Raw genomic sequence first — 23,145 nt, forward strand, 5'->3', positions numbered from 1 at the left:
GTAGACTATTCGTGGAAAGGGGGTATAGATGAGCATTCTATACCCCCTTTTTTGTATTTTCGCCCAATTATACCTGAATCAGCTATGCTAAAACAAACTTTCCTCTTTCTCTTTCTGACGGCACAGGTTGTGCATGCACAGACAAAATCTAAGGTCATTGTCACTGACCTGACGCGAATCAAGCAGGTGGGCGGCATCGAATTGTCACCAGATGGCCAGCAGGCTATTTATACACTGACAACCATTGAGCCAAACCCCGATCAGAAGGAAGAGTACGAGTATAAAACGCATATTTACCAGACTGGACTAAAAGCCGGAGACCCCAAAGCTCTGACTCGGGGAAGTGAATCAGCACGGCAACCTACCTGGTCGCCCGATGGTCAGCGAATTGCCTTTGTACGCACCGTAAAGGGGAAAGGGCAGATTTTTATCATGTCGCTGAACGGCGGTGAAGCCTGGCAGCTAACCACCAGTATATACGGAGCATCGAACCCAATCTGGTCGCCGGATGGCAAGCGGATTGCCTATTCAAGTGGCGTAACGACAACGCAGATGCTGGCCGATTCGTTATTGAATCCAGGCAAAAACGGCCCGGCCTGGTCGCTCGAAAAACCAGGCTTTGCTACTAACAACTTCATCAAAATAGACAAAAAGATTAAAGCGAATCCGGATGGATCGCTGGCCGAAATCCGGGCATACCTCAACAAAGACGTTGACGATAAAAAAGCAAAAGTCATCACCCGGCTTAATTTTCAGGGCGAATCGACCACCGAGCCAGAAATTTCGTTCACTCATCTATACGTAATCGATGTAGCCGAAGGGGCAACGCCCAAACCCCTGACGCGTGGTTTCTACTCGTTTCAGGCAGGTAGCTGGTTGACCAACGGTCAGGGTTTGCTGGCTGTAACAGATCGCGATTCGCTCAAACATCCCGACCGCGAACAGGATAATGCGATCGTATTTATTCCGGCAAATGGCGCTGGCACCCGAACGGTCGTTCTGGCCGAAGCAGGCAAAAGTTACGGTTCCCCCGAAATCTCACCCGATGGCAAACAATTGGCCTTTCTGGTCAGTCCATCGGAAGGGGTCAATTTCGCACAAATTGGCCTGGCATCCCTGTCAGGAGCAACCGTATCGAACAGTCAGCTTGTTACCTTCGACCGGGCCGCTGGAAACCTGACCTGGACAACATTGCCTGTTTCGGGCAAAGGCAAAAAAGCGGTATCCGGCTATGCCATCTATTTCACGGCATCGGCAAACGGTGGCGCTCCTCTCTATCGGCTTGATCCGGCGACGCGGCAGGTTACACAGCTGACAACTTTTGACAGTGGCGTAACGGCTTTCGACGTAGTCGGCGATCAGGTTGTTTTTGCAAAAACAGAAATCGTAAACCCATCGGAATTATACCTTACCAACGCAGAAGCCAAGGCGCAAACCAAGCTGAGCAATCATAATGACTGGGTTTCTCAGAGGCAACTTAGCTTGCCCGAAAAGCGTACTTACAAAAACTCGCTTGGCCAAACGGTCGATTATTGGATTATGAAGCCTGCATTTGCCGAGGCTGGCAAAAAATATCCGCTTCTGCTAAACATGCACGGTGGCCCAACAGCCATGTGGGGACCTGGTGAGGCTTCAATGTGGCATGAATTCCAGTATATGTGTTCGCAGGGATATGGCGTCGTCTATGCAAACCCGCGCGGATCAGGCGGTTACGGTCTTAATTTCCAGCGGGCTAATATTAAAGACTGGGGTACTGGCCCTGCCGAAGATGTGCTGGCCGCTGCTACCGATGCCGCTAAAGAAGCCTGGGTCGATACGAGTCGGCAGGTTATTACCGGTGGTTCGTATGCGGGTTACCTGACAGCCTGGATCGTTGGGCACGACAACCGGTTCAAGGCAGCGTTTGCCCAACGGGGTGTTTATGACCTTACCACATTCCTTGGCGAAGGCAATGCCTGGCGCCTGATCCCGAATTATTTTGCCTTTCCCTGGACACCCGAAGCTAAAGTATTGGATGCCAATTCGCCGTACACCTTCGTACAGAACATCAAAACGCCCCTTTTGATCAAACACGGTGAAAATGACCTTCGCACCGGGCCAATTCAGAGTGAAATGATGTATAAGAGTCTAAAAATTCTGGGCCGCCCGGTCGAATATGTTCGAATGCCGGGTGCCACCCACGAACTGAGTCGGTCGGGTAATGTTCGTCAGCGTATTGACCGAATGTTAAGAATTTATGAGTTCTTCGAGCGCTATGTTGGCCCCGACGCCCAGGGACTGACGCAGAAATAATTTAATTTGGCAAACCCACAGGAAGCCGAGATATTCGCTATTGCAGCGTAAAAGCGCTGTGATTTCAACGATTATTTCGGCTTCTTTTGTGTCATACCAAATCATGTTTCAAGTCCGGGTTGTCTTGCTTTGTAGTATCGGTTTAGTAAGTACCGCTTCACTTTATGCTCAATCCAAAACCGATTCACTACAGGTCAAAAATGCAAACTGGCGAAGTACCCGCCTTAATCGACATATTGTTTGGCAGGAGGCCCACTTCGATAGCTTGTTTAAAGCCAAACAAAATGTAAATCTGATCGTCCTCAAAAATCGACGCCGACGGCCAACTGTAACCCTGGCTTCCGCGGGCGATAGCCTAAAGCCAACCAGCTGGTTTGGACAGAAGTTTAATGCACTGGTGGCCCTCAATGGTACATTCTTCGATACAAAAAACGGGGGCTCAGTGGATCTGATCAAGATTGATGGGCACGTTATGGATACAACCCGAGTAGCGGGTAAGCCACTGATCGAGCACCAGCAGGCCGCCATTGTGATTCATAATAACAAGGTTCAGATTGTGTTTGGTGGGAATCGACCCGGTTGGGATCGTCAGCTACCCGAGGAGCACGTCATGACAACTGGCCCACTCCTGCTCCAATATAACAAACCACACCCGCTGGTTAAAAATGCGTTCAACGATAATCGTCATCCGCGTACCTGCCTGTGTATAGGTCCGGGCAAACGACTTATTCTGGCCACGGTTGATGGGCGTAACGCCAATGCTCAGGGAATGAACCTTCACGAACTGACCGACTTAATGCGCTGGCTCGGTTGCCGCGATGCCATTAACCTCGACGGGGGCGGCTCAACAACGCTCTGGATCCGGTCGGTTGGCCAGGGTAGTCAGGGCGTGGTCAATTACCCTTCTGATAGTAAACAATGGATTCATACCGGCGAGCGGCCCGTTAGCAACGTCGTACTGATCCGATAAGAAATCCTCGCCATTTAGTGTGTGCCTATTTTCCAAAGTAATTGGTTTATTGTGCTTCCTGATTAGTTGCGGCTATGTTATGAGCGTTGACTGTGAAAAAGATGCCATCCGTTTATTTTCCACCACTGCCTAACAAGTTCTAGCCGATCCACCCAGATTCCCTTTAGCTTTGCGCATTGTCACTACTACAGCAATAGCTAAGACTGCAAGGCTGAGCAACGTACTTCCGATTCGATAAACTAACATGAGTAAACACCAAGAAGCCCTTCAGGATGCGCCAAAATTCCGGTTCTGGAAAAGTCAGATGGAAAGTAACGGCATCAAGATTAACGCTATCAATGATTTTTATATCCGGCGTCGGCACAACGGCGAAGTGTTGTTTGCGATGCTTGAAGTAGATGCCGATACGCCTGAAGGTGATAAAATTCCGCCTGCCCTTTTTCTGAAAGGCCATGCAGCGTCGATCCTGGTTTCGCTGATTGATAACGAGACGAAACAAAAATTTGTGGTACTGGTACGACAACGTCGCATTTCGGACGGCTCCCAAACCTACGAGCACCCTGCTGGAATGGTCGATGCCGGTGATGCACCAGATGAAGTAGCAGCCCGCGAATTAGGGGAAGAAATTGGTTTGGACGTTACAGCCGCTGATCTTACGAAACTAAATCCACGGCTGTGGTTTCCGAGCACAGGCACCAGTGACGAAGCCATGCATTTTTTCTTTATCGAACGCGAGCTTCCCCGCGACGAAATCATGGCCTTTCATCATAAAGATATGGGTAACCAATCTGAATTTGAGCGCATTACAACTGTGGTAACAACGTTACCCGAAGCACATAAAGTAGTAAATAATGTCAATGGTCTGCTGATTCACTTCCTCTATCTGCAACACGTTGGCGATTATGAAACGATGAAATTGCTATAATTGCCGTGGTGTCGGGTTGGAGACCCCGACACCACCGTATCAACATCAAAAATTGAGTGGATCGAGGTTCTTGAAATGTCCATTCATGCGAATGCGTTGCTTGGTACGCTCCATATCGGCAACGACAGGCAACACATTATTGAGATGCTGGATCAGAAAAAGCTGGCGCTCGGCTTCGGTTTCAAGCGTCAGGAGTTCATATTCCTGCTCTACAGACAGACCAACTTTGTGAGCGACTTTATAGGAGAAATTGGCGCTGGCCGAATCATAATCCGTTTCAATCTGCAATAAATTATAAAGCCGTTCCAGCCGTTCTGTCAGCGGAATAGCATGGGCACTAAAGCCATCTCCTGGTTCAACCAGTTCGACATCACCGCCAGCGTAGAGTTTCCCGGCTACCGGATTTTCAAAATTGACTAACCGAAAAACGGTCACCCCTTTCGATTTAATGTCCATCCGGCCATCGTCGTAGCGCTTGTGAAGGGTTGTTACGTGCATTTCGGTGCCGTAGCCGGGCAATTTATTGTTGATAAAGGCTGGAATTCCGAATGTCCGCTCCTCTTCCAGACATTCATTGATGAGTTGGCGATAGCGCGGCTCGAAGATGTGAAGGTTCAAATCTTCGCCCGGATAAACGATTAGGTTAAGCGGGAACAGCGGTAACGTCTTTTCCATAGCGTCGAAAAGGTACGGGTTTTCAGCCAAAAATCGCGTCAGCTGCCAAAAAACGCACGTTTCGTGCACGAGCTTCCGCATAAATCGAGTCAGCAAGATAGCCCAGGCCGGTCACATCTGACATGCAATCCGTTACAACGACAATTTTGGCGATAAGAGTCGGAGCGAAGTCCAGAATCTGTTTCAAACTATTGGCCACGCAATGCGATTTAGCCTCGCCCATCAGATAGACCGTATCGAAACGCTCAAGATCAGCGATTAACTTCGTGTTAAGTTGCGTTTCGGGTACGTTCGGGTCAGGAACCTGCGCCCGAAAGATCCCAAAATGCTCTGATAAAGGATGCAGCCCTTTTGGAACAGCCACATAATCGAGTTCACGCTTCCGCGACCAGACTTTTAGGGCATCGAGCAACGTATCGTGCAGGGCGGCACCACGCGAGCCAATCAGGCAATGTTCAGGCCATATAAAGTGTTGAAACTGGCCATCGGCCTCCAGATCATGAACATACTGACGGGCCTTTTCGACCGAAAAACGAGGCACCCAACGTCCTGCGTCTACGTCATCGGCTGAAATGTGGGTAAAAGGGGCCGGGTGTTGCCCATTTTCATCCTGCCAGAACAGTGGATGAGCAATATCGAGCAGATGATGCGTATCGAGCGTTACAACAATATGATCGATCTGATCGGCATGCTGGCGAATGAGGTTCGCCATACGCTCAACGTCCTGCTCAGCCCCTGGCACAAACAAGGCGCCGTCGGGATGACAGAAATCAAATTGTGTATCAATGATAAGGAAGGCGTTTGTCACAAACCCTGGGTTCTATCGGTCAAGTTAACTGTCTTTACGGTGCGGAATTACCGTCCAATGTTTTACGCCTGGCTTGTGGTCGGCTATGATACCAGCAGCAACCTCTTCCAGATTTTCTTCATTTGTCGTAAAAAACAGGCTTTCCGGATGGTCGCTATCCTGCGTGATTTTTACTTCATAATATTCATTGTGATGTTCAACAGCGTGCTTTTCTACGAGTTTGTACTTAGCCATACAACAAACAGTTTTTGGTTAATTGCTATAGTTCATGATCTGGCACCACGGCTATAAACATAGATACGATAACCTGATTTGCGGGCAGATGTTTACCCCAGAACAGTAATCAGCACAGCTCCAGCAACCATAATACCGGCTCCAATTAGCTTTCGAACGATACCCTGTCCGTTAAAAAACTGGTATCCAAATAATACACTTACCAGCGCCGATGTCTGGAATAATGCCAGTGCATAACCCACTGGCATACCGGCCAGAGCCACATTACTGGCCACCTGCGTAATTCCCACCGTCAGGAACAGGGCTAAGTACGTAATTTTCTGCGAAAACAGCAGCGTTGTCTGCTCCTGCCAGCGATTTCTCATGGTGAGCACGATCCAGATGAATGTAAAACCGAAGCCGAACAGACACCAATAAAAAAATGCGATAGTTGGCGTCGACAGGACAATCGCTTTTTTCAGAAATGCCCCGTCAATTGCCGAAAATACCAGCGCTGCCAGCCTTAATTTCACTTCCTGCCGCTGAAATAAACTCCAGGAAAAGCCTTTGCCCTGTTGCTTATTACTCAGCACTACATAACTCCCGGCAACAATCAGCAAAACCCCAGCCAGACCCCACCAGCCCGGAATTTCATTTAGCAAAAAAATGCCAACAATCAGCCCTACTACTGATTTATAGGCATTAATTGGCCCCAACACCGACAGATCGCCTATATGCAGTGCTTTCACCAGAAATACATTTCCGACCATCGCAAACAGGCCTACCACCAGCATACTTTGCCAGAAGGCCATTGGCAAACCCGTAAAGCGGAGCTGTGGCCAGAATACCAGACAAATCAGAGCCAGGAATCCGTAGGTTGCGGAGATAACAAAGAGTGGATCAGCGGATCGATGCGTTAACTGCTTCTGAAAGACATTCGAGAGCGGATTGGCTACGATTCGGATCAAAACAGCGAAAGTGGTAACGGTAATAATTGTTAATAGCATAGGCTGTTCGGCATAGATGCATCAGAATAATATACGAAAAAAATGCGCAATAGCCATGCGGTAAGGTCTATGATTTACTTTATTCGTTTGACGATTGCGGGTAGCTAATGCTAATAACACAGTATATCTCAAAGCAAAATAACCTTTTTTCTGCCTATCACTTTCCTGATTAACAAACGTTTCGTACCTTTGCGGTCTTATTTTTGGACCGGGCTGCCGGAGCGAAGGAGATACGAGGTGAATACACTACGCGCATACGACATCAACATTGTCGGGCTGGATAACAAACGCTATGAATACGACTTTACGTCGGGGGATGCGTTTTTTGCCGCGCTTGAGCAGGATTTGATCCAAAAAGGGAACGTTCAGACGCACCTGATTCTGGACAAGTCGGAGACAATGATCCGGCTGGCTTTTCATATTACGGGCGCCGTTGAACAGATCTGCGATCGGAGCCTCGATGAATATGACGAACCCGTCGACACACAGCAGACGATGCTGCTGAAGTTTGGTGATCATAACGAAGAATTGAGCGACGAAATTGAACTTATTGAGCGTAACACGGCGACCGTTAATATAGCCCGTTACATTTTTGAGTTCATCAGTCTGTCGCTACCCATGAAGCGCCTGCATCCCCGTTTTCGTGATGAGGATGACGAAATTGACGATGAGCAGAACGGTAAAGTAATCTATCGCTCTGATGCTGAAAAGACTAACGAAGACGACCAGCCTGCTATTGACCCTCGCTGGGCGGCCTTGCGTAAACTGAGTGACAATTAAATGAATTGAGTTGTAGTGTTTAAAGTTGTAGAGCTTTACGGTTTATAGTCTCTACCACGGCCAACTCTACGACTTTGCAACTATACAACTTTACAACTTAAAAAAATGGCACACCCCAAACGACGCCACTCCAGCACCCGGCGCGATAAGCGCAGAACTCATTACAAGGCTACGGCCGTAACCCTCTCGACCGACGCCCAGACTGGCGAAGTTCATGAGCGTCATCATGCCCACGTTTTTGAGGGCAACCTATTTTATAAAGGGCAAATTATCATTGAGAATTACGCTAAAACAGCTTAATTATCATTCAATTATAAAGAGTATTTCGCCGACGTCTTCCCGAAGATGAACGTGAAATACTTTTTTATTGCCCGCTACCTCCCTATTTTTACGCATATTTTTATTGCAAACCAGCTTATCTGGGAGGTATTGAACAAACGGAGTCAATGAAAATTGCAGTGGACGCAATGGGTGGCGATTTTGCCCCCGAAGCTATTGTAGAAGGAGTTGTAATGGCCGCTGCTGAACTGCCGGAGAACGTAGCTATTGTGCTGATAGGCAAGCAGTCACTTGTGCAGGAATTAATTCAGAAATACGGTGCGGAAGCCGTTACCAATATCGAATTGGTCAACGCCGACGACGTCATTGAAATGAGTGAGCACCCAACCAAAGCGCTCTCGCAGAAACCCAATTCCAGCATCGGAGTTGGGTTTAAGCTTTTGAAAGATGGTCAGGTCAATGCTTTTTGCAGTGCCGGAAACACAGGGGCCATGCACGTAGGCGCACTATTTAGCATTAAAGCAATTGAAGGCATTTTACGACCGTGTATCGCCGGTTTTGTCCCACAAATTACGGGCGGTCATGCCGTTATGCTCGATATTGGGGCCAATGCTGACTGTAAACCTGAAATGCTGGCCCAGTTTGGCGAAATTGGATCGATCTATGCCCAGTACACGTTTGGTATTGAACGGCCACGTGTCGCTCTGATGAACATCGGCACCGAAGAGCAAAAGGGGTCACTTGTGGCACAGGCAGCCCACCAACTCCTGAAAGATAGCCGTAAAATTAATTTTGTAGGCAACATCGAGGGCGGAGATTTCTTCGCCGGACAGGCCGATGTCATTGTCACTGACGGCTTTACGGGCAATACGATGTTTAAGCTGGGTGAGTCGTTCTACACAATGGCAACCCAACGGGGCATCAGTGATGATTTTTTAGACAAAACCAATTACGAGTCTGTAGGCGGCAGTCCGATTCTGGGCGTCAATGGCAACGTAATTATTGCCCACGGGATCTCGTCCCCGTTGGCCATTAAAAACATGATTAGTCTGGCCATCCGACAGGTTGAATCAGACGCTTACACTAAAATTGCACAAGCCCTCAGTTAGTTTAAAGTTTACAGTCTATAGTTTTCAGTTGATACACCAGAAACTAAACTGACAATTATAAACTTTAAATTATAAACTTTTTTGTACCACCTACTTATGAGTAAAGCTGCCATAACAGGAGTCCACGGCTATGTCCCCGACTACGTGCTGACCAATGCCGAATTGGAGCGCATGGTAGATACAAACGATGAATGGATAACCAGCCGAACGGGTATCAAAGAACGCCATATCCTGAAAGGAGAAGGTATGGGTTCATCGCATATGGGAGCCAAAGCAGTAGCTGGTCTACTTGAGAAAACAAATACCAGACCTGAAGACATTGATCTGCTTATCTGTGCAACAACTACCCCCGACTACGTATTTCCCGGCACGGCGAACCTGATCTGCGATATGGTGGGAATCCGGAATATCGGTAGTTTCGATATTCAGGCCGCCTGTTCAGGGTTTCTGTACGCATTAACCATCGGATCACAGTTTATCGAGACCGGTAAATACCGGAAAATAGTCATTGTTGGCGCAGATAAAATGTCGGCCATCATCGATTATACTGACCGGGCAACCTGTGTTTTGTTTGGCGATGGAGCTGGTGCCGTATTGCTTGAACCGAACGAAGACGGCTTTGGCGTGATTGATTCGATCATCAAATCAGATGGCGTCGGGCAAAATCATCTGTATCAGAAAGCTGGCGGTAGCCGCTATCCGCCCACGCACGAAACCGTCGAAAAACGCTGGCATTACGTCTATCAGGACGGCCCGGCTGTGTTTAAATTCGCCGTCAAGAATATGGCCGATGTGTCGGCTGAAATCATGGAACGAAATCACCTGGCGGGCAGCGACGTTGCCTGGCTGGTGCCACACCAGGCCAATAAACGAATTATTGACGCTACCGCTCACCGAATGGGAATAGAGTCGGACAAGGTCATGATGAATATCCATAAGTACGGAAACACCACCGCAGCTACGATTCCTCTTTGCTTATTTGATTACGAATCACAGCTAAAGAAAGGAGATAATCTGGTATTAGCTGCTTTTGGTGGTGGCTTCACATGGGGAGCTGCCTATGTTAAATGGGCCTATTAAAATAAGTTTACACTTTTTTGTTTATAGCTGACAGTATTCTACTGGAACTAAAGACTAAAAATTGTAAACTATACATTGAAAACTGTAAACTAGTAAGAATGGCAACGACCGCAGACATCCGCAATGGACTAGTCTTAAACTTCAACAACGATCTCTTTCAGATTACCGAATTTCAACACGTGAAACCCGGTAAAGGCGCAGCTTTCGTGCGTACAAAGTTAAAAAGCCTAACTACAGGCCGGGTAATCGATAATACATTCAACTCGGGTGTAACGATCTATCCTGTTCGGGTTGAACGCCGGAAATTCCAATACCTTTACAAGGACGAAGCCGGCTATAACTTTATGGATCAGGAGTCGTTTGATCAGATTAATATCGATGAAAAGCTCATTGATGGAGCCGATCTGATGAAAGAAGGCCAGGAAGTTGAAATTTTGATCAATGCCGAAACGGAAGTCCCTCTTTCGTGTGAACTGCCTCCGTTCGTTGAACTGGAAGTGACCTATGCAGAACCCGGCATTAAAGGTGACACGGCCAACAGCCCTAAAAAACGGGTTGAGGTAGAATCGGGAGCTAAAATCATGGTCCCGCTCTTCATTGAGTCTGGTGAAAAAATTAAGGTCGATACCCGCACACGGGATTACGTAGAACGCGTGAAATAAGTTTTTGACTTATGAATGATGAATGTAAACGATTCGCTATGGCAATTGTCAGTTCTTAATCATTCATAATTCATCATTCAAAAGCTATGAGCACAAAAGACATTCAGCAACTTATCGACTTCATCTCCCAATCTGGCCTGGATGAGGTAAATATCGAAACGACTGATCTTAAAATCAGCGTAAAACGGTACGGTTCGGGCGCACCCACCGTCCCGGCTTCAGCTCCAGCTGCGTTTGCACCTGTAGCACCACAACCACAGACCACCGCGCCATCGGCAGTTGCCACCCCAACGGTTGCAGCAGCGCCCAAAGCTGAAACGTCAAACTACATAACCATTAAATCGCCGATGATCGGAACGTTCTACCGTTCATCAAATCCTGAAACGCCTTCATTTGTTGAAGTCGGTGATAGCGTAACTGAAGGTAAAGTAGTCTGCATCATTGAAGCCATGAAGCTGTTCAACGAAATCGAGTCGGAGGTATCTGGCCGCATCGTAAAAGTTCTCGTTGAGAATGCGACCCCGGTCGAATACGATCAGCCCCTGTTTTTGGTAGAACCCATTTAATTAGTGATTGAATGATTGAATGATTGAGTGATTGAATAGCTGGCGCCAGGTTATTTATTCAATCACTCAATCATTCAATCACTCAATCATTCAATTTTTATGTTCAAGAAAATATTAATCGCCAACCGAGGTGAGATCGCATTGCGAATCATTCGGACCTGCCGCGAAATGGGCATTAAAACGGTAGCTGTTTTTTCGACAGCCGACCGCGACAGCCTGCACGTACGCTTCGCCGATGAGGCTGTTTGCATTGGCCCACCGGTTAGCAAACTATCTTATTTGAGTATACCCAGCATTATTTCGGCGGCTGAAGTGACTGGAGCCGATGCCATCCACCCTGGTTACGGGTTCCTATCCGAAAACGCTGAATTTTCGCAAATCTGCGCCGATTACGGCATTAAGTTTATTGGGGCAACTGCCGAGCAAATCAACGGTATGGGCGATAAGGCAACCGCCAAAGCGACCATGAGAGCAGCCGGTGTTCCGGTTATTCCCGGTTCGGAGGGATTGTTGGAATCCATCGATCAAGGCAAGAAGCTTTCGGCCGAAATGGGCTACCCAGTCATTGTAAAAGCAACGGCTGGTGGCGGAGGCCGGGGAATGCGGATTATTCGCTCGGAAAGCGAGTTTGAAAAAGCCTGGAATGATGCCCGTACCGAAGCAGGTGCCGCTTTCGGTAACGATGGCCTTTATCTGGAAAAATTCGTCGAAGAACCACGGCATATTGAAATTCAGATTGTAGGCGATCAGTTTGGTAAAGTCTGTCACCTTTCAGAACGTGACTGTTCGATTCAGCGTCGTCATCAGAAGCTAGTAGAAGAAACTCCTTCGCCAATCGTTTCGCAGGAACTTCGGGAGCAAATGGGAGCAGCCGCCATTAAAGGTGCTCAGGCCATTGGCTACGAAGGCGCGGGAACGGTTGAGTTTCTGGTCGATAAGCATGGGAAGTTCTATTTCATGGAAATGAACACCCGAATTCAGGTTGAACATCCGATTACGGAAGAAGTAACGGACTTCGATTTGATTAAAGAGCAGATCAAGGTAGCTGCCGGGGTCGAAATTTCAGGGCGGAACTACACTCCGAAACTCTACGCGATGGAGTGCCGGATCAACGCTGAAGACCCAGCGAATGGCTTTCGGCCATCGCCGGGTAAAATTACCGTGTTGCACATGCCGGGTGGTCACGGTGTTCGCGTAGACAGTCACGTGTATACGGGCTACACCATCCCACCTAACTACGACTCAATGATTGCGAAACTGATCGTATCAGGACAGTCGCGCGAGGAGGTCATTACGCGGATGAAGCGGGCTTTGCAGGAATTTGTGATCGAAGGAATCAAAACCACGATTCCATTCCATATCAAACTCATGGACGACCCTAAATTCAAATCGGGTCAGTTCACTACGGCGTTTCTGGAAACGTTCGATTTCAGTACATTGTAGTAATTATACGCAGGCGAAAACGGCTGTATCTGGTAAAAAAAACGGGTGTCTTGCTTTGTATACAAGACACCCGTTTTTTTTACTATTCCTACCCCGCATGAATCACCTTGCTACTGCAGATTACATTGTTTTCTTCATTTACTTAGTCGTTGTTGTTGGCTATGGCTACTGGGTCTATCACCGCCGACGGCGCGACGAGGTCAACACAAACGATTTTTTTCTGGCCGAGGGTTCTCTAACGTGGTGGGCAATTGGGGCGTCGCTGATAGCCTCTAACATTTCGGCTGAGCACTTCATTGGAATGGCTGGTTCAGGCTTTGCGATGGGTCTGGCGATTTCGTCGTACGAATGGATTGCAGCAGCCACTCTGGTGATTGTGGCCGTCTATTTCATACCGATCTACCTTCGGAACCACATTTACACCATGCCGCAGTTTCTGGCGCAACGGTATAGTGATACCGTCAGCACCATTCTGGCCATATTCTGGCTTGTGGTTTATGTTCTGGTCAATCTTACGTCTATTCTCTATTTAGGTGCCATCGCGATTGAATCATTAGCTGGAATTTCATTCACGACATGCACCTTTGGCCTGGCTATATTTGCCATTTTCATAACCCTGGGCGGCATGAAAGTGATTGGTTATACCGATGTAATTCAAGTCGTTGTGCTCATTATAGGTGGCTTAGTCGTAACCTATCTGGCCTTACAATTGGTAGCGCAGGAAACCTCCGGCACACAGAGCGTCTGGACTGGCTTAATGGCGTTACGCCAAAAAGCAGACGGTCATTTTCACATGTTTTTTGCGAAAGGTCATCCATATTATGATGTTTTACCGGGTATGGCGCTGGTAACTGGTGGCATGTGGATCAATAACCTGTCGTACTGGGGCTGTAATCAATATATTGTTCAACGAGCGTTAGGCGCCGATCTGAAGACGGCCCGGAGCGGCATCTTGTTCGCTGCGTTTCTGAAACTGATGATCCCGCTGATCGTCGTTATTCCCGGTATCGCAGCCTATGTTCTCTACCAGAGTGGCCCATTCCGGGCGGCAATGACCGATGCATCGGGTGTGGTAAAACCCGATCATGCTTATCCTGTCTTGATGAACTTACTTCCGGTAGGTATGAAAGGGCTGGCCTTTGCTGCCCTGACTGCAGCTGTTGTGGCCTCTCTTGCGGGTAAATGCAACTCCATATCGACCATTTTTACGCTGGATATTTACAAGAAATTTTTCGATAAAAATGCATCCGAGCAGAAGCTGGTAAATGTTGGTCGATGGGCCGTTGTTGTGGCCTTCGTCATTGCCATTGCCCTGGCCCCTATGCTGCGGTCGCTCGATCAGGTATATCAATACATTCAGGAATATACGAATTTCATTACGCCGGGTGTATTTGCCATTTTCCTGTTGGGATTTTTCTGGAAACGGGCCACGAACCGAGCCGCGCTAACCGTGGCAATTCTCACCATTCCCTTATCGACACTGCTTAAATTCTGGCCGGAAGTGACAGACATGTTCGGAGCACCAGCCGACTCAATTCCTTTTCTACACCGCACAACCTGGGTATTTTGTATCGACGTAGCCCTGATGGTAGTCGTATCCCTCACCGATTCTATCCAGGTTAAAGGATTGATTGTCGATCGAAAGATGTTCCGGGTATCACCCTCGTTTGTTGTAGGTTCTATTGGAATTTTCAGTATTTTGGCTGTACTGTACGCCGTTTTCTGGTAAACCAACACGAATGGTAAAACTTCTGATGACAACCTTGCTGCTGGCATCAACTTCAGTTTACGCACAACTGCGCGAACGGCTTGATTCGCTCATGCAGGCGACGACACAGGCTGCTCAACCGGGTACGGCTTTGTTGGTTGTTATCGGAGGGAAAGAGGTATATCGAAACGGTTATGGTCTGGCGAATGTCGAAACGAAATCGGCCATAACACCGACAACGAACTTTCGGATGGCATCGGTCTCGAAGCAGTTTACAGCTATGGGCATTCTGTTGCTGGAGAAAGCGAAAAAGCTGTCACTGGACGATCCAATAGCCCGATTTTTCCCCGAATTCAATGGTGATGTCAGCCGAAAGGTTCGAATTCGGAATCTGCTCACTCATTCGTCGGGGATACTGGATTATGAAATGGTGATGAATCCAAACCAGAAGCAACAACTCCTGGATGCCGATGTACTTACACTACTGAAAGATCGTGATTCATTGTATTTTGAACCGGGTAGTCAGTTCCGATATAGCAATTCGGCCTACTGCCTGCTGGCCCTGATCATTGAGCGCGTATCAGGCCAGCCTTATCCATCGTTTATTCAGCAGCATATTTTCCAGCCTTTAAAGATGGAGCAATCCGTTGTGTATGAGGCCGGGAAACCGATTCCTAACCGGGCCATGGGTTACGCCCGCAACAAGACCGGCACATTTGTATTCTCCGACCAAAGTGTAACCAGTGCGACCAAAGGCGACGGTGGAGTCTATACGTCCCTAAACGATTATCAAAAGTGGTCCGATGCATTAAGGAATAATACATTGCTTGATCTGCCTGCCGTATTGGCTCGGACAGGACAAGCCATTCGCTCAACATCGGGAAGTTATTACGGTGCAGGGTGGTTCTATCGTCAGCCAGACAATCCGATTCTGTTTCATTCTGGCAGCACCTGTGGATTTAACAACTTTGTGGTTGCGATACCCGAAAAACAGTTTTTGATCGTTTATTTTTCGAACAGAGCCAATAATAAATCGAATGCGACAGCTTTGCTTCAACTGATGGCCAGCGCTGGCCCCAGGGAAGTAGCCGACATGCTGGCTTTAGACGATCTGACCCAATAATAACTTGTTCGTTAACATTGCACCTATCTTACTGGTTAACAGCAATAAATTTGTAAATTTACCGTCAAAATTTTCATTTGGCCATGATTAGCGAAACCGCCCCCCTTACTAGCCTCGATCAGTGGGAAGACGATCTACTGAGTCGCTACCCCGAACCGGAGCATAAATCAAAAGAAGACTACCGGAACTATGACTCACCTGAGCGCGACACGGTTCGGGAGTTTTACCGGCTTAACCATACCTATCAAACGTACGACTTCGTCCTGGAGAAAGAGTGGGAGTTCCTGAAATTTGACAAGAAGGAATTACCAGTTTGGGGAGCGATGGAGTTTCTGAACACACTTGTCGACGATTCTGATCCAGACACTGACCTTGACCAGCTTCAGCACCTGCTGCAAACCGCTGAGGCTATCCGGGCTGATGGTCACCCCGATTGGTTTGTGCTGACGGGTTTCCTGCACGATATGGGCAAAGTATTATGTCTGTTTGGCGAATCACAGTGGGCCGTTGTTGGCGACACATTCCCGGTTGGGTGCCAGCATTCAGATAAGATCGTTTATCCAGAGTTTTTCGTCAATAATCCAGACAGTCGCGACGAGCGGTATAACACGAAATATGGTGTTTATGAACCCAACTGTGGTTTGCGCAACGTGCATATGTCGTGGGGTCATGATGAGTACCTGTACCAAATCATGAAGGATTATATGCCCGAGCCCGCTCTGTATATGATGCGTTATCACTCGTTCTATTCGCAACACCGCGAAGAAGCCTACAATCACCTGATGGATGAGCATGATCACGAGATGTTCAAATGGGTGCGGAAGTTCAATCCGTACGACTTATACTCAAAAAGTCCTAAACCACCGGTAGTGAGTGAATTGAAGCCTTATTATGAGGACTTAATCGCCAAGTATTTACCAGCATCATTGCGGTTGTAAGGATAAATAAGTAAGCTTGCTCAGGAAAATAGTACCCACCGAAAATAAATCCGGACTATGTATCTTGAAGAACGTATTGAGCAAGTTGAACGACAGAATGAAACAACGGCCCGTGCCGTCGCCGACCTTACGGTCGACGTTCGGACTATTCGTCATGACCAAACTGTAGGATTTAAACAGGTCAACGCCCGACTCGACAAAGTAGAGCTAAGGCTTGACAAGCTGGAGACTCGCCTTGAGAGAGTAGAGAATGACATAATTATACTCAAGCAGGACGTTGCTGAGTTAAAGCAGGATGTTGCTGAGTTAAAGCGGGATGTTACTGAGTTGAAGCAGGATGTCGCTGAGTTAAAGCGGGACGTTGCTGAACTCAAACAGGACATGGGTACCATGAAGCAAACCCTACAACTCGTTTTAGCATACCTGCACGAGAAATTGCCCTAAAATAAATAGTAGACGACCATAATCTGTGGCCAGGAGTCATCAAGGCACAAAGTACACAAAGAATCTTTGTGTACTTTGTGCCTTGATGTTTTAACCGTTACTGATGTTACTCTTCCTCATTTCACTTTATCTACTTTCCAATGTAGCCGTCGGAGCATGGGCAGCCCGGCGGGTAACAACGTCGCAGGATTTTGTATTGGCTGGCCGACGGCTGCCGTTATTGCTGGCGGCTTCGGTAACTTTTGCAACCTGGTTTGGTTCCGAAACCATCATGGGTGCCCCAGCCATGTTTGTCGAAGGTGGTTTCCTGGCCGTCATTGAAGAACCTTTTGGCTCCGCCCTATGCCTATTTTTAGTCGGTGCTTTTTTTGCCAGACCGCTCTATCGGCTCAATATCACCACCTTCTGCGATTACTTCCGAATCCGATTTGGGCGATCAGCGGAGTTGCTGTCGGCCGTTATGGTTATTCCATCCTATTTCAGTTGGATTTCTGCCCAACTTGTGGCGATCGGCATCGTTCTAAGTGTTGTAACAGATATTCCGCGCGAGTATTGCATCATTGCCAGCGCAACCATTGTCATGATTTACACACTTCTGGGCGGTATGTGGTCCATATCCGTCACTGATTTTTTCCATAACCTCATCATTATTCTGGCCTTGGCAGTGCTTGGCTTTATGCTGTGGAATGATATTGGTGGGTGGGAAACAATCCAAAAACGAACTCCTGCTGGCTTTTTCCGTTTTTTGCCCCAATCGACCGGCAAAGACTGGCTGGCTTACATTGCTGCCTGGATAACGATTGGGTTAGGATCGATCCCCCAACAAGATGTTTTTCAGCGCGTTATGGCCGCTAAAACTGAGAATACATCGGTTAAAGCTTCTTATCTGGCATCGGCAATGTATCTGACAATAGCGATGTTGCCCTTGTTTATTGCACTAAGCGCTAAACTTCTTCATCCCGATTTGCCTAAAGATAACCAGCTTATCATTCCAAATATGGTCATGAGGCATGGAGGTTTACCCTTACAGGTGCTGTTTTTTGGGGCGGTTACATCCGCAATTCTGAGTGTTTCCAGTGGGGCCATTCTCGCTCCTTCAACTGTATTTGGCGAAAACGTTGCTAAATTTTTCTGGCCTAATCTGAGCGATCAGGCACTCCTTAAAATCATTCGATGGACGGTAGTCATTATCACGGTTATCTGCGTTCTGATGAGTACTACACGCGACACAAATATCTTTGATCTCGTTGGCGAATCATCAGCATTTAGCCTGGTATCCTTATTTGTTCCGCTCGCAGCCGGAATCTACTGGAAACGCGCGAACCTAACTGGCTGTCTGGCTTCGATGGTGGTTGGCTTCAGCGTATGGTTGCTTTGTTTATGGATAGGAACTGATTACTCGCCAATGCTCTGGGGACTACTGGCCAGTACGATTGGCATGGTTACGGGCAGCCTGCTTAGCCCAGGTAAACACCAGTAGTCTACTGTATTTGAGCAGTAACCGCATCAAATGCCTACTGAGTCAGGCTTATAGCTGTCAAATAATCATACGGTCAGGGCACCTATTCAATCAGGAATGGATTTATCTAGTATCACAGCCAATGATTCGCTCTGGTAACCGCAGAGCTGATTTCCCATTCCAGTAAGCCGTTTATGTTGAGAATAGCTATCCTTAGTGATGTTCACGCTAATTTACCCGCTTTAAAAGCAGTATTGAAAGACATCGATGATCGGAAAGTAGATCAGGTATTTTGCCTCGGCGACCTGGTTGATTTTGCCCCCTGGCCTAACGAAGTAATAGAATTGATCAGGCAGTATCGCATTCCAACCCTGATGGGTAATCACGATGAACGAATTGCCTTCGATCACCCGGTAGTTTCACTGGCAAAGCATAATTTGGCCGAAACGGAAGCCCGAGTAAAAGCAATTGATTATACCCGCCGGGCCATTAGACAGGAGAATAAAGATTTTCTGGCTAGCCTTCCCCGACAGATTCAATTGTCCTTTTCATTTGCAGACCTGGCGATCAATGTCCTTCTGGTTCACGCCAGTACGCGATCAATTGATGAATATATCTATGAAACCCATGATCAGGCCGATCTGGAAGCTATGATGAATGAGAAAAAGGCAGATGTACTGCTGATGGGCCATACGCATCAATCATACATACGCGTTCTGCCGGTTTCGTCCGATAAACGCCCAGCGAAGGTGGCCATAAATTGTGGGTCCGTGGGTCGTTCAAAAGAGGCAAATCCTTTCGCAACCTATCTCATTATGACCGTTTCGGGCGAACATCTGGCTTTTGGGTCGGATTCTCTGATGTTTGATCTTATCAACGTCAACTATCCTATTCAGCAGACTATTGAGGGAATCTATTCAAGCCCTATCCCTGATTTTTACGCGGACTTCTTAGAAAAAAAATTGCAGAAATTCCCCAGCTACGCATAAGCTCACGAATCCGTTTCTGGTTCCTTACATATCCAGCAATCGCCGATGGTAATTAATCTGACCAAGGTGATAGGTCAGGTGCGTTGCCAGATGCACCAAAAAATAGCCGGTTGTTGTTTTCGCGTCAAAAACCAGCATCGGGTATTCTTCGTCAAGCTTCTCGTCTAAGAGCGTATCCAGCGCGTCATTAACGACTGTAATGGTTTCCTCAACTTTTTTTATAAGCTCTGCTTTAGGAATGTTTTTAAGCGAGAACTCCAGTTCGCGGTGGCGTATATAGCCCGTTTTGCCCAGTTCGGCTCCGATATACGTATTTAAATTGCCAACCAGATGCAAGCACAGATTACCGGCCGAATTAGCAATTCCCTGTTCGATATGCCAGATTACTTCCTCGGTCTGGTAGGCACTAATTTCCTGCTTTAATCGATTCAGGTCTCTGTTAAATAAGGTTTTCAGGATTTGTACAAGCATGAGATGTATGATACTCTGTTAGCGCTTCACGAACAAACGAATTAAATTTTCTGATTATCCTAGCCAAAATACTGCTGTTCAATTCGGCCGACGTAGCCCAGATAGGTTGCCGAGCTAAACCACGGTCGAATCTTTTTGCCAATATTGGGGTATAGATTCAATTGCTCTAGCTCTGCTATCGGCTTCCAGACTAATTCGAGCGCAGTTGTTTCATCCGGATTCAGCACTGGCTCTCCCTGAAGGTTTCGGGCCGCGAAAACAACATGCAGAACATCGTCATTTCGTTCTGATAATAGCATTTCGCCAGCCAGAATCATTTCGCCAACATCAACCGAAACGCCTAATTCCTCCCTAAGTTCGCGAATAATGGTTGCGGGCAAAATCTCACCCCGGTCAGGATTTCCTCCGGGCAATGCATACACATCCTGACCACCATAATTATAGCGCATCAGCAGCACTTCGGTTTGATTGGCGTTCTGACGCCAGATAAGAGCAGACGGGCGGACTTTCATGAAGGCAACTTATAAAAGAGCGGTCGTCTTTCCCAATTTGCTGTTGGAAAAGACGACCGCTGTAAAAACTTTTAAAAACCTTATAGGTCTTTGAGACCTATAAGGTTTGGAGGTTAATTCAGATCCCGCGTTGTTTCGAACAGGAACCAGGTACGGCGTTCGGTTTCGTCGATGTAAACTTCAAGCAGGCTCGCTGTCGCAACATCTTCCGCATCATCGGCAATTGTATGAGCATCACGCATATTTTTAGCCATCTTCTTGTTCTCGACAATCAGATCCGTGAGCATATCTTTCGGGGCTACGAAATCTTCATCATTGTCTTTTACGCGTTGCAACTGCGCAATGTGGGCTACAGATCGAATGGTGTTGCCGCCAATTTTCCGGACTCGTTCGGCTAACGGATCAATCGTTGCAAAAATCTGGTCGGCCTGTTCGTCCAGCAGCAGATGGTAGTCACGGAAGTGACGCCCAGACATATGCCAATGGTAATTCTTGGTTTTTATATAGAGCGCGAAGGCATCAGCAACAAGACGATTCAGCGACTCGGCCACTTTCTCTCTACCTTTCTCTTTAAGATCAGAGGGGGTATCCAGCGCTTCATTCTGGTTTATAGGACTCATGATTCAGTTCGTTTAAGTCGAAATTCTTTCCTCAGAGAAACCTTATTTATATCCGATTGTTCGCCAGGATCACTTAAAAACGGGCTAATACTTTCTCCGATACGGTTTTGCCGATCGACAGTGACGACGTAGCAGCTGGCGAAGGTGCATTGACCACATTGATCGCCTTATCGCTTTCCAGAATAGCAAAGTCGTCGAGTAAACCGCCCGTTCGATCACACGCCTGCGCCCGAACACCTGCACCACCCTCTTCGAGATCTGTTTCCTGAACTTCGGGTATTAACTCTTGCAAGGCTTTTGTAAAAGCTGATTTCGAGAAAGAACGATACATTTCTCCCAGACCAGTTTGCCAGTATTTGGCCGCTACCTTCTGAAAACCCGGCCAGGCCAGTGTTTCAAAGAGTTCTTTGAGGTTTATGTCTGACTTTGTGTAGCCTTCGCGCTGGAAAGCCAGCACAGCATTTGGTCCTGCCTCCACGCCCCCATGAATCATCCGGGTAAAGTGAACACCAAGGAATGGGAAATTCGGATCTGGGACAGGGTAAATCAGATTTTTAACCAGATGCTGTTTCTCCGGCCGAATCTTGTAATACTCGCCCCGGAATGGCACAATACGCACGTCAACGGGTTCACGCTGCGTTAGCTGGGCAATTTTATCGGAATATAGGCCGGCACAATTAACCACAAGTTTCGTCTCATAGCGAGCTTTATTGGTCACCACGATACTCAGGCTAGTGCCAGGTGTCACCTGCTCAACACGTTCAGAAAGTCGGATTTCGCCCCCTAGTCCCTGAAACTTCTCAGCGTATTTGTCAGATACCTGTTTATAGTCAATAATGCCCGTTTGCGGCACAAACATACCCGCAACACCATTCACATGCGGCTCAATTTCATGCATCTCAGGTAGCGATAATCGTTTTAAACCGGTCAGGCCATTGCGTTGACCTCGTTCATAGAGCGTATCTAACTGAGGGAGTTCCTCCTGCTTTGTAGCTACTACGATTTTCCCACAAAGGTCATAGGGAATGCCCTCGGCATCGCAGAAGTCAATCAGCATATGATAGCCGTTGATGCAGTTGGTTGCTTTCAGGCTTCCCGGTTTATAATACAATCCGGAGTGAATTACCCCGCTATTGTGTCCGGTCTGGTGCCGGGCTACAGCCGGTTCTTTCTCAATCAAAATGACCTTCAGTTCAGGTCGTTGCTGTTTTAGTTGCAGAGCTGTGGCTAATCCCACAATGCCACCGCCAATAATTACTACGTCTGTCATGCCAAAATGGCTAATTGCCAGCCGCAAAGGTACAGCGTAACGACAGTTTATCGCTAAAAAACGGCCATAACGAAAATCCCGGTATAGCCTCCCCATTGTTTTCGCCCTGGTTTTACAGGAGTTCACCTATTTTCAAGAGATAAGATTGATTCCAATATCGTTGGAGCGAGCAGTTTAGTATCCTGAACCACCGATCAAACATTAGCAATTCTATTTATCTTTGGTAGAAGGCTTACGGTGATACATGGCAGCGATAGCGCAAGCCTTGAGCGTTATGTACAACGTGTTGGAAACATTCTCTTCAGTAGCATGAAAATTTCGGCCAGTATAAAAAGTGCGTTTAATCACCAGGAGACCGTAGTACAGACAAATGAATCGGCAACAACCATGCAGATTTCTACAAAATCGTCTGGTTTTGGATCATCCATAAATGGTGGCGAACTGCTGCTGCTGTCATTAGCTACCTGCTTCTGCAACGACATCTATCGGGAGGCAGGCAAGAGAAACATAGCCGTTTCGGGGGTAGAAGTCCTGGTTACAGGTGAGTTTGGCGCAGAAGGAGAGCCGGGATCAAATTTTACGTATAAAGCCAATGTAATCTCGGAGGCACCACCAGCTGAAATCGAAGAATTGATTCGGTACACTGACCAAATCGCAGAAGTGCATAATACCTTGAGGAAAGGTCTGAGCATTACGTTGACGACATAAGGTAGGCGGTTGCAAAAGTCAGTGCCTGTCCTAAAATTGCCCATATATCGGTAAGCCAACTAACACTTATCAGAACTTTTGCGCTAGCCATACC

The 23,145-nt window shown here is 47.4% G+C and carries 25 protein-coding genes; 17 read left to right on the top strand and 8 right to left on the bottom strand.

The annotated features are described in order from the left end of the window. Positions 1-84: 84 nt before the first annotated feature. The 3 genes from GJR95_RS27735 to GJR95_RS27745 all read left to right on the top strand — a co-directional run bounded on the left by GJR95_RS27735 (position 85) and on the right by GJR95_RS27745 (position 4,187). Complete coding sequence (locus GJR95_RS27735; RefSeq protein WP_162388951.1) at positions 85-2,292, top strand: S9 family peptidase; 2,208 nt, start codon at positions 85-87, stop codon at positions 2,290-2,292. Between the two features lie 103 nt (positions 2,293-2,395). After that, entirely contained in the window at positions 2,396-3,262 is an 867-nt protein-coding gene (locus tag GJR95_RS27740; RefSeq protein WP_162388952.1) for a phosphodiester glycosidase family protein, read from the top strand. Between the two features lie 244 nt (positions 3,263-3,506). Then, positions 3,507-4,187 (top strand): NUDIX hydrolase, encoded by a 681-nt coding sequence (locus GJR95_RS27745; RefSeq protein ID WP_162388953.1) that lies wholly within the window; start codon positions 3,507-3,509, stop codon positions 4,185-4,187. Positions 4,188-4,232: 45 nt separating this feature from the next. Here the strand turns inward: GJR95_RS27745 and GJR95_RS27750 are convergent, their stop codons facing one another. The 4 genes from GJR95_RS27750 to GJR95_RS27765 all read right to left on the bottom strand — a co-directional run bounded on the left by GJR95_RS27750 (position 4,233) and on the right by GJR95_RS27765 (position 6,890). Beyond that, positions 4,233-4,862: an LON peptidase substrate-binding domain-containing protein gene (locus GJR95_RS27750; RefSeq protein WP_162388954.1), complete on the bottom strand. Its 630-nt coding sequence runs from the start codon at positions 4,860-4,862 to the stop codon at positions 4,233-4,235. Between the two features lie 22 nt (positions 4,863-4,884). After that, positions 4,885-5,670, bottom strand: a complete 786-nt coding sequence (locus tag GJR95_RS27755) for a cysteine hydrolase family protein (RefSeq protein ID WP_162388955.1) — start codon at positions 5,668-5,670, stop codon at positions 4,885-4,887. A gap of 24 nt (positions 5,671-5,694) precedes the next feature. After that, a complete protein-coding gene (locus GJR95_RS27760) occupies positions 5,695-5,904 on the bottom strand; it encodes a hypothetical protein (protein ID WP_162388956.1) in 210 nt (69 codons plus the stop codon). A gap of 92 nt (positions 5,905-5,996) precedes the next feature. Next, positions 5,997-6,890 (bottom strand): DMT family transporter, encoded by an 894-nt coding sequence (locus tag GJR95_RS27765; RefSeq protein WP_162388957.1) that lies wholly within the window; start codon positions 6,888-6,890, stop codon positions 5,997-5,999. Between the two features lie 237 nt (positions 6,891-7,127). Here GJR95_RS27765 and GJR95_RS27770 point away from each other — a divergent pair, with 237 nt between their 5' ends. The 13 genes from GJR95_RS27770 (at position 7,128) to GJR95_RS27830 (ending at position 19,470) form a co-directional block, all read left to right on the top strand. Next, a complete protein-coding gene (locus GJR95_RS27770) occupies positions 7,128-7,670 on the top strand; it encodes a YceD family protein (protein ID WP_162391887.1) in 543 nt (180 codons plus the stop codon). Between the two features lie 105 nt (positions 7,671-7,775). Beyond that, positions 7,776-7,970 (top strand): 50S ribosomal protein L32, encoded by a 195-nt coding sequence (rpmF, locus tag GJR95_RS27775; RefSeq protein ID WP_162388958.1) that lies wholly within the window; start codon positions 7,776-7,778, stop codon positions 7,968-7,970. A 146-nt stretch (positions 7,971-8,116) separates the two neighbouring features. After that, entirely contained in the window at positions 8,117-9,058 is a 942-nt protein-coding gene (gene plsX / locus GJR95_RS27780) for a phosphate acyltransferase PlsX (RefSeq protein WP_162388959.1), read from the top strand. Between the two features lie 96 nt (positions 9,059-9,154). After that, entirely contained in the window at positions 9,155-10,138 is a 984-nt protein-coding gene (locus tag GJR95_RS27785; RefSeq protein ID WP_162388960.1) for a beta-ketoacyl-ACP synthase III, read from the top strand. 98 nt (positions 10,139-10,236) lie between these two features. Next, positions 10,237-10,800 (top strand): elongation factor P, encoded by a 564-nt coding sequence (efp, locus tag GJR95_RS27790; RefSeq protein WP_162388961.1) that lies wholly within the window; start codon positions 10,237-10,239, stop codon positions 10,798-10,800. An 86-nt stretch (positions 10,801-10,886) separates the two neighbouring features. After that, the gene (accB, locus tag GJR95_RS27795) at positions 10,887-11,366 is read left to right on the top strand and encodes an acetyl-CoA carboxylase biotin carboxyl carrier protein (protein ID WP_162388962.1); all 480 of its coding nucleotides are present in this window, start codon (positions 10,887-10,889) and stop codon (positions 11,364-11,366) included. Positions 11,367-11,465: 99 nt separating this feature from the next. Continuing rightward, positions 11,466-12,809, top strand: coding sequence for an acetyl-CoA carboxylase biotin carboxylase subunit (accC, locus tag GJR95_RS27800; protein ID WP_162388963.1), 1,344 nt, complete (start codon positions 11,466-11,468; stop codon positions 12,807-12,809). A 97-nt stretch (positions 12,810-12,906) separates the two neighbouring features. Beyond that, positions 12,907-14,538: a sodium/sugar symporter gene (locus tag GJR95_RS27805; RefSeq protein WP_162388964.1), complete on the top strand. Its 1,632-nt coding sequence runs from the start codon at positions 12,907-12,909 to the stop codon at positions 14,536-14,538. Between the two features lie 10 nt (positions 14,539-14,548). Continuing rightward, positions 14,549-15,640, top strand: coding sequence for a serine hydrolase domain-containing protein (locus GJR95_RS27810; protein WP_162388965.1), 1,092 nt, complete (start codon positions 14,549-14,551; stop codon positions 15,638-15,640). A gap of 83 nt (positions 15,641-15,723) precedes the next feature. Then, positions 15,724-16,578, top strand: a complete 855-nt coding sequence (locus tag GJR95_RS27815; protein WP_162388966.1) for an inositol oxygenase family protein — start codon at positions 15,724-15,726, stop codon at positions 16,576-16,578. Between the two features lie 57 nt (positions 16,579-16,635). After that, positions 16,636-17,022: a hypothetical protein gene (locus tag GJR95_RS27820; protein WP_162388967.1), complete on the top strand. Its 387-nt coding sequence runs from the start codon at positions 16,636-16,638 to the stop codon at positions 17,020-17,022. 103 nt (positions 17,023-17,125) lie between these two features. Further along, a complete protein-coding gene (locus GJR95_RS27825; protein ID WP_162388968.1) occupies positions 17,126-18,502 on the top strand; it encodes a sodium:solute symporter family protein in 1,377 nt (458 codons plus the stop codon). A gap of 173 nt (positions 18,503-18,675) precedes the next feature. Next, entirely contained in the window at positions 18,676-19,470 is a 795-nt protein-coding gene (locus GJR95_RS27830; RefSeq protein ID WP_162388969.1) for a metallophosphoesterase family protein, read from the top strand. 24 nt (positions 19,471-19,494) lie between these two features. On the opposite strand, the gene GJR95_RS27835 is transcribed toward GJR95_RS27830, so the two are convergent. From GJR95_RS27835 to lhgO, 4 genes are all read right to left on the bottom strand, one after another. Continuing rightward, positions 19,495-19,941 carry a DinB family protein gene (locus GJR95_RS27835; protein ID WP_162388970.1) on the bottom strand — a complete coding sequence of 149 codons (447 nt, stop codon included), beginning with the start codon at positions 19,939-19,941 and terminating at the stop codon, positions 19,495-19,497. A gap of 59 nt (positions 19,942-20,000) precedes the next feature. Further along, a complete protein-coding gene (locus GJR95_RS27840) occupies positions 20,001-20,453 on the bottom strand; it encodes an NUDIX hydrolase (protein ID WP_162388971.1) in 453 nt (150 codons plus the stop codon). 113 nt (positions 20,454-20,566) lie between these two features. After that, the gene (locus GJR95_RS27845; protein WP_162388972.1) at positions 20,567-21,073 is read right to left on the bottom strand and encodes a Dps family protein; all 507 of its coding nucleotides are present in this window, start codon (positions 21,071-21,073) and stop codon (positions 20,567-20,569) included. Positions 21,074-21,146: 73 nt separating this feature from the next. After that, positions 21,147-22,343 carry an L-2-hydroxyglutarate oxidase gene (gene lhgO, locus GJR95_RS27850; protein ID WP_162388973.1) on the bottom strand — a complete coding sequence of 399 codons (1,197 nt, stop codon included), beginning with the start codon at positions 22,341-22,343 and terminating at the stop codon, positions 21,147-21,149. 309 nt (positions 22,344-22,652) lie between these two features. Here lhgO and GJR95_RS27855 point away from each other — a divergent pair, with 309 nt between their 5' ends. Beyond that, positions 22,653-23,051 (top strand): OsmC family protein, encoded by a 399-nt coding sequence (locus tag GJR95_RS27855; RefSeq protein WP_162388974.1) that lies wholly within the window; start codon positions 22,653-22,655, stop codon positions 23,049-23,051. Positions 23,052-23,145 lie beyond the last annotated feature (94 nt).

Origin of the sequence: Spirosoma endbachense (genome assembly GCF_010233585.1) — a bacterium.
Classification (GTDB): Bacteria; Bacteroidota; Bacteroidia; order Cytophagales; family Spirosomataceae; genus Spirosoma; species Spirosoma endbachense.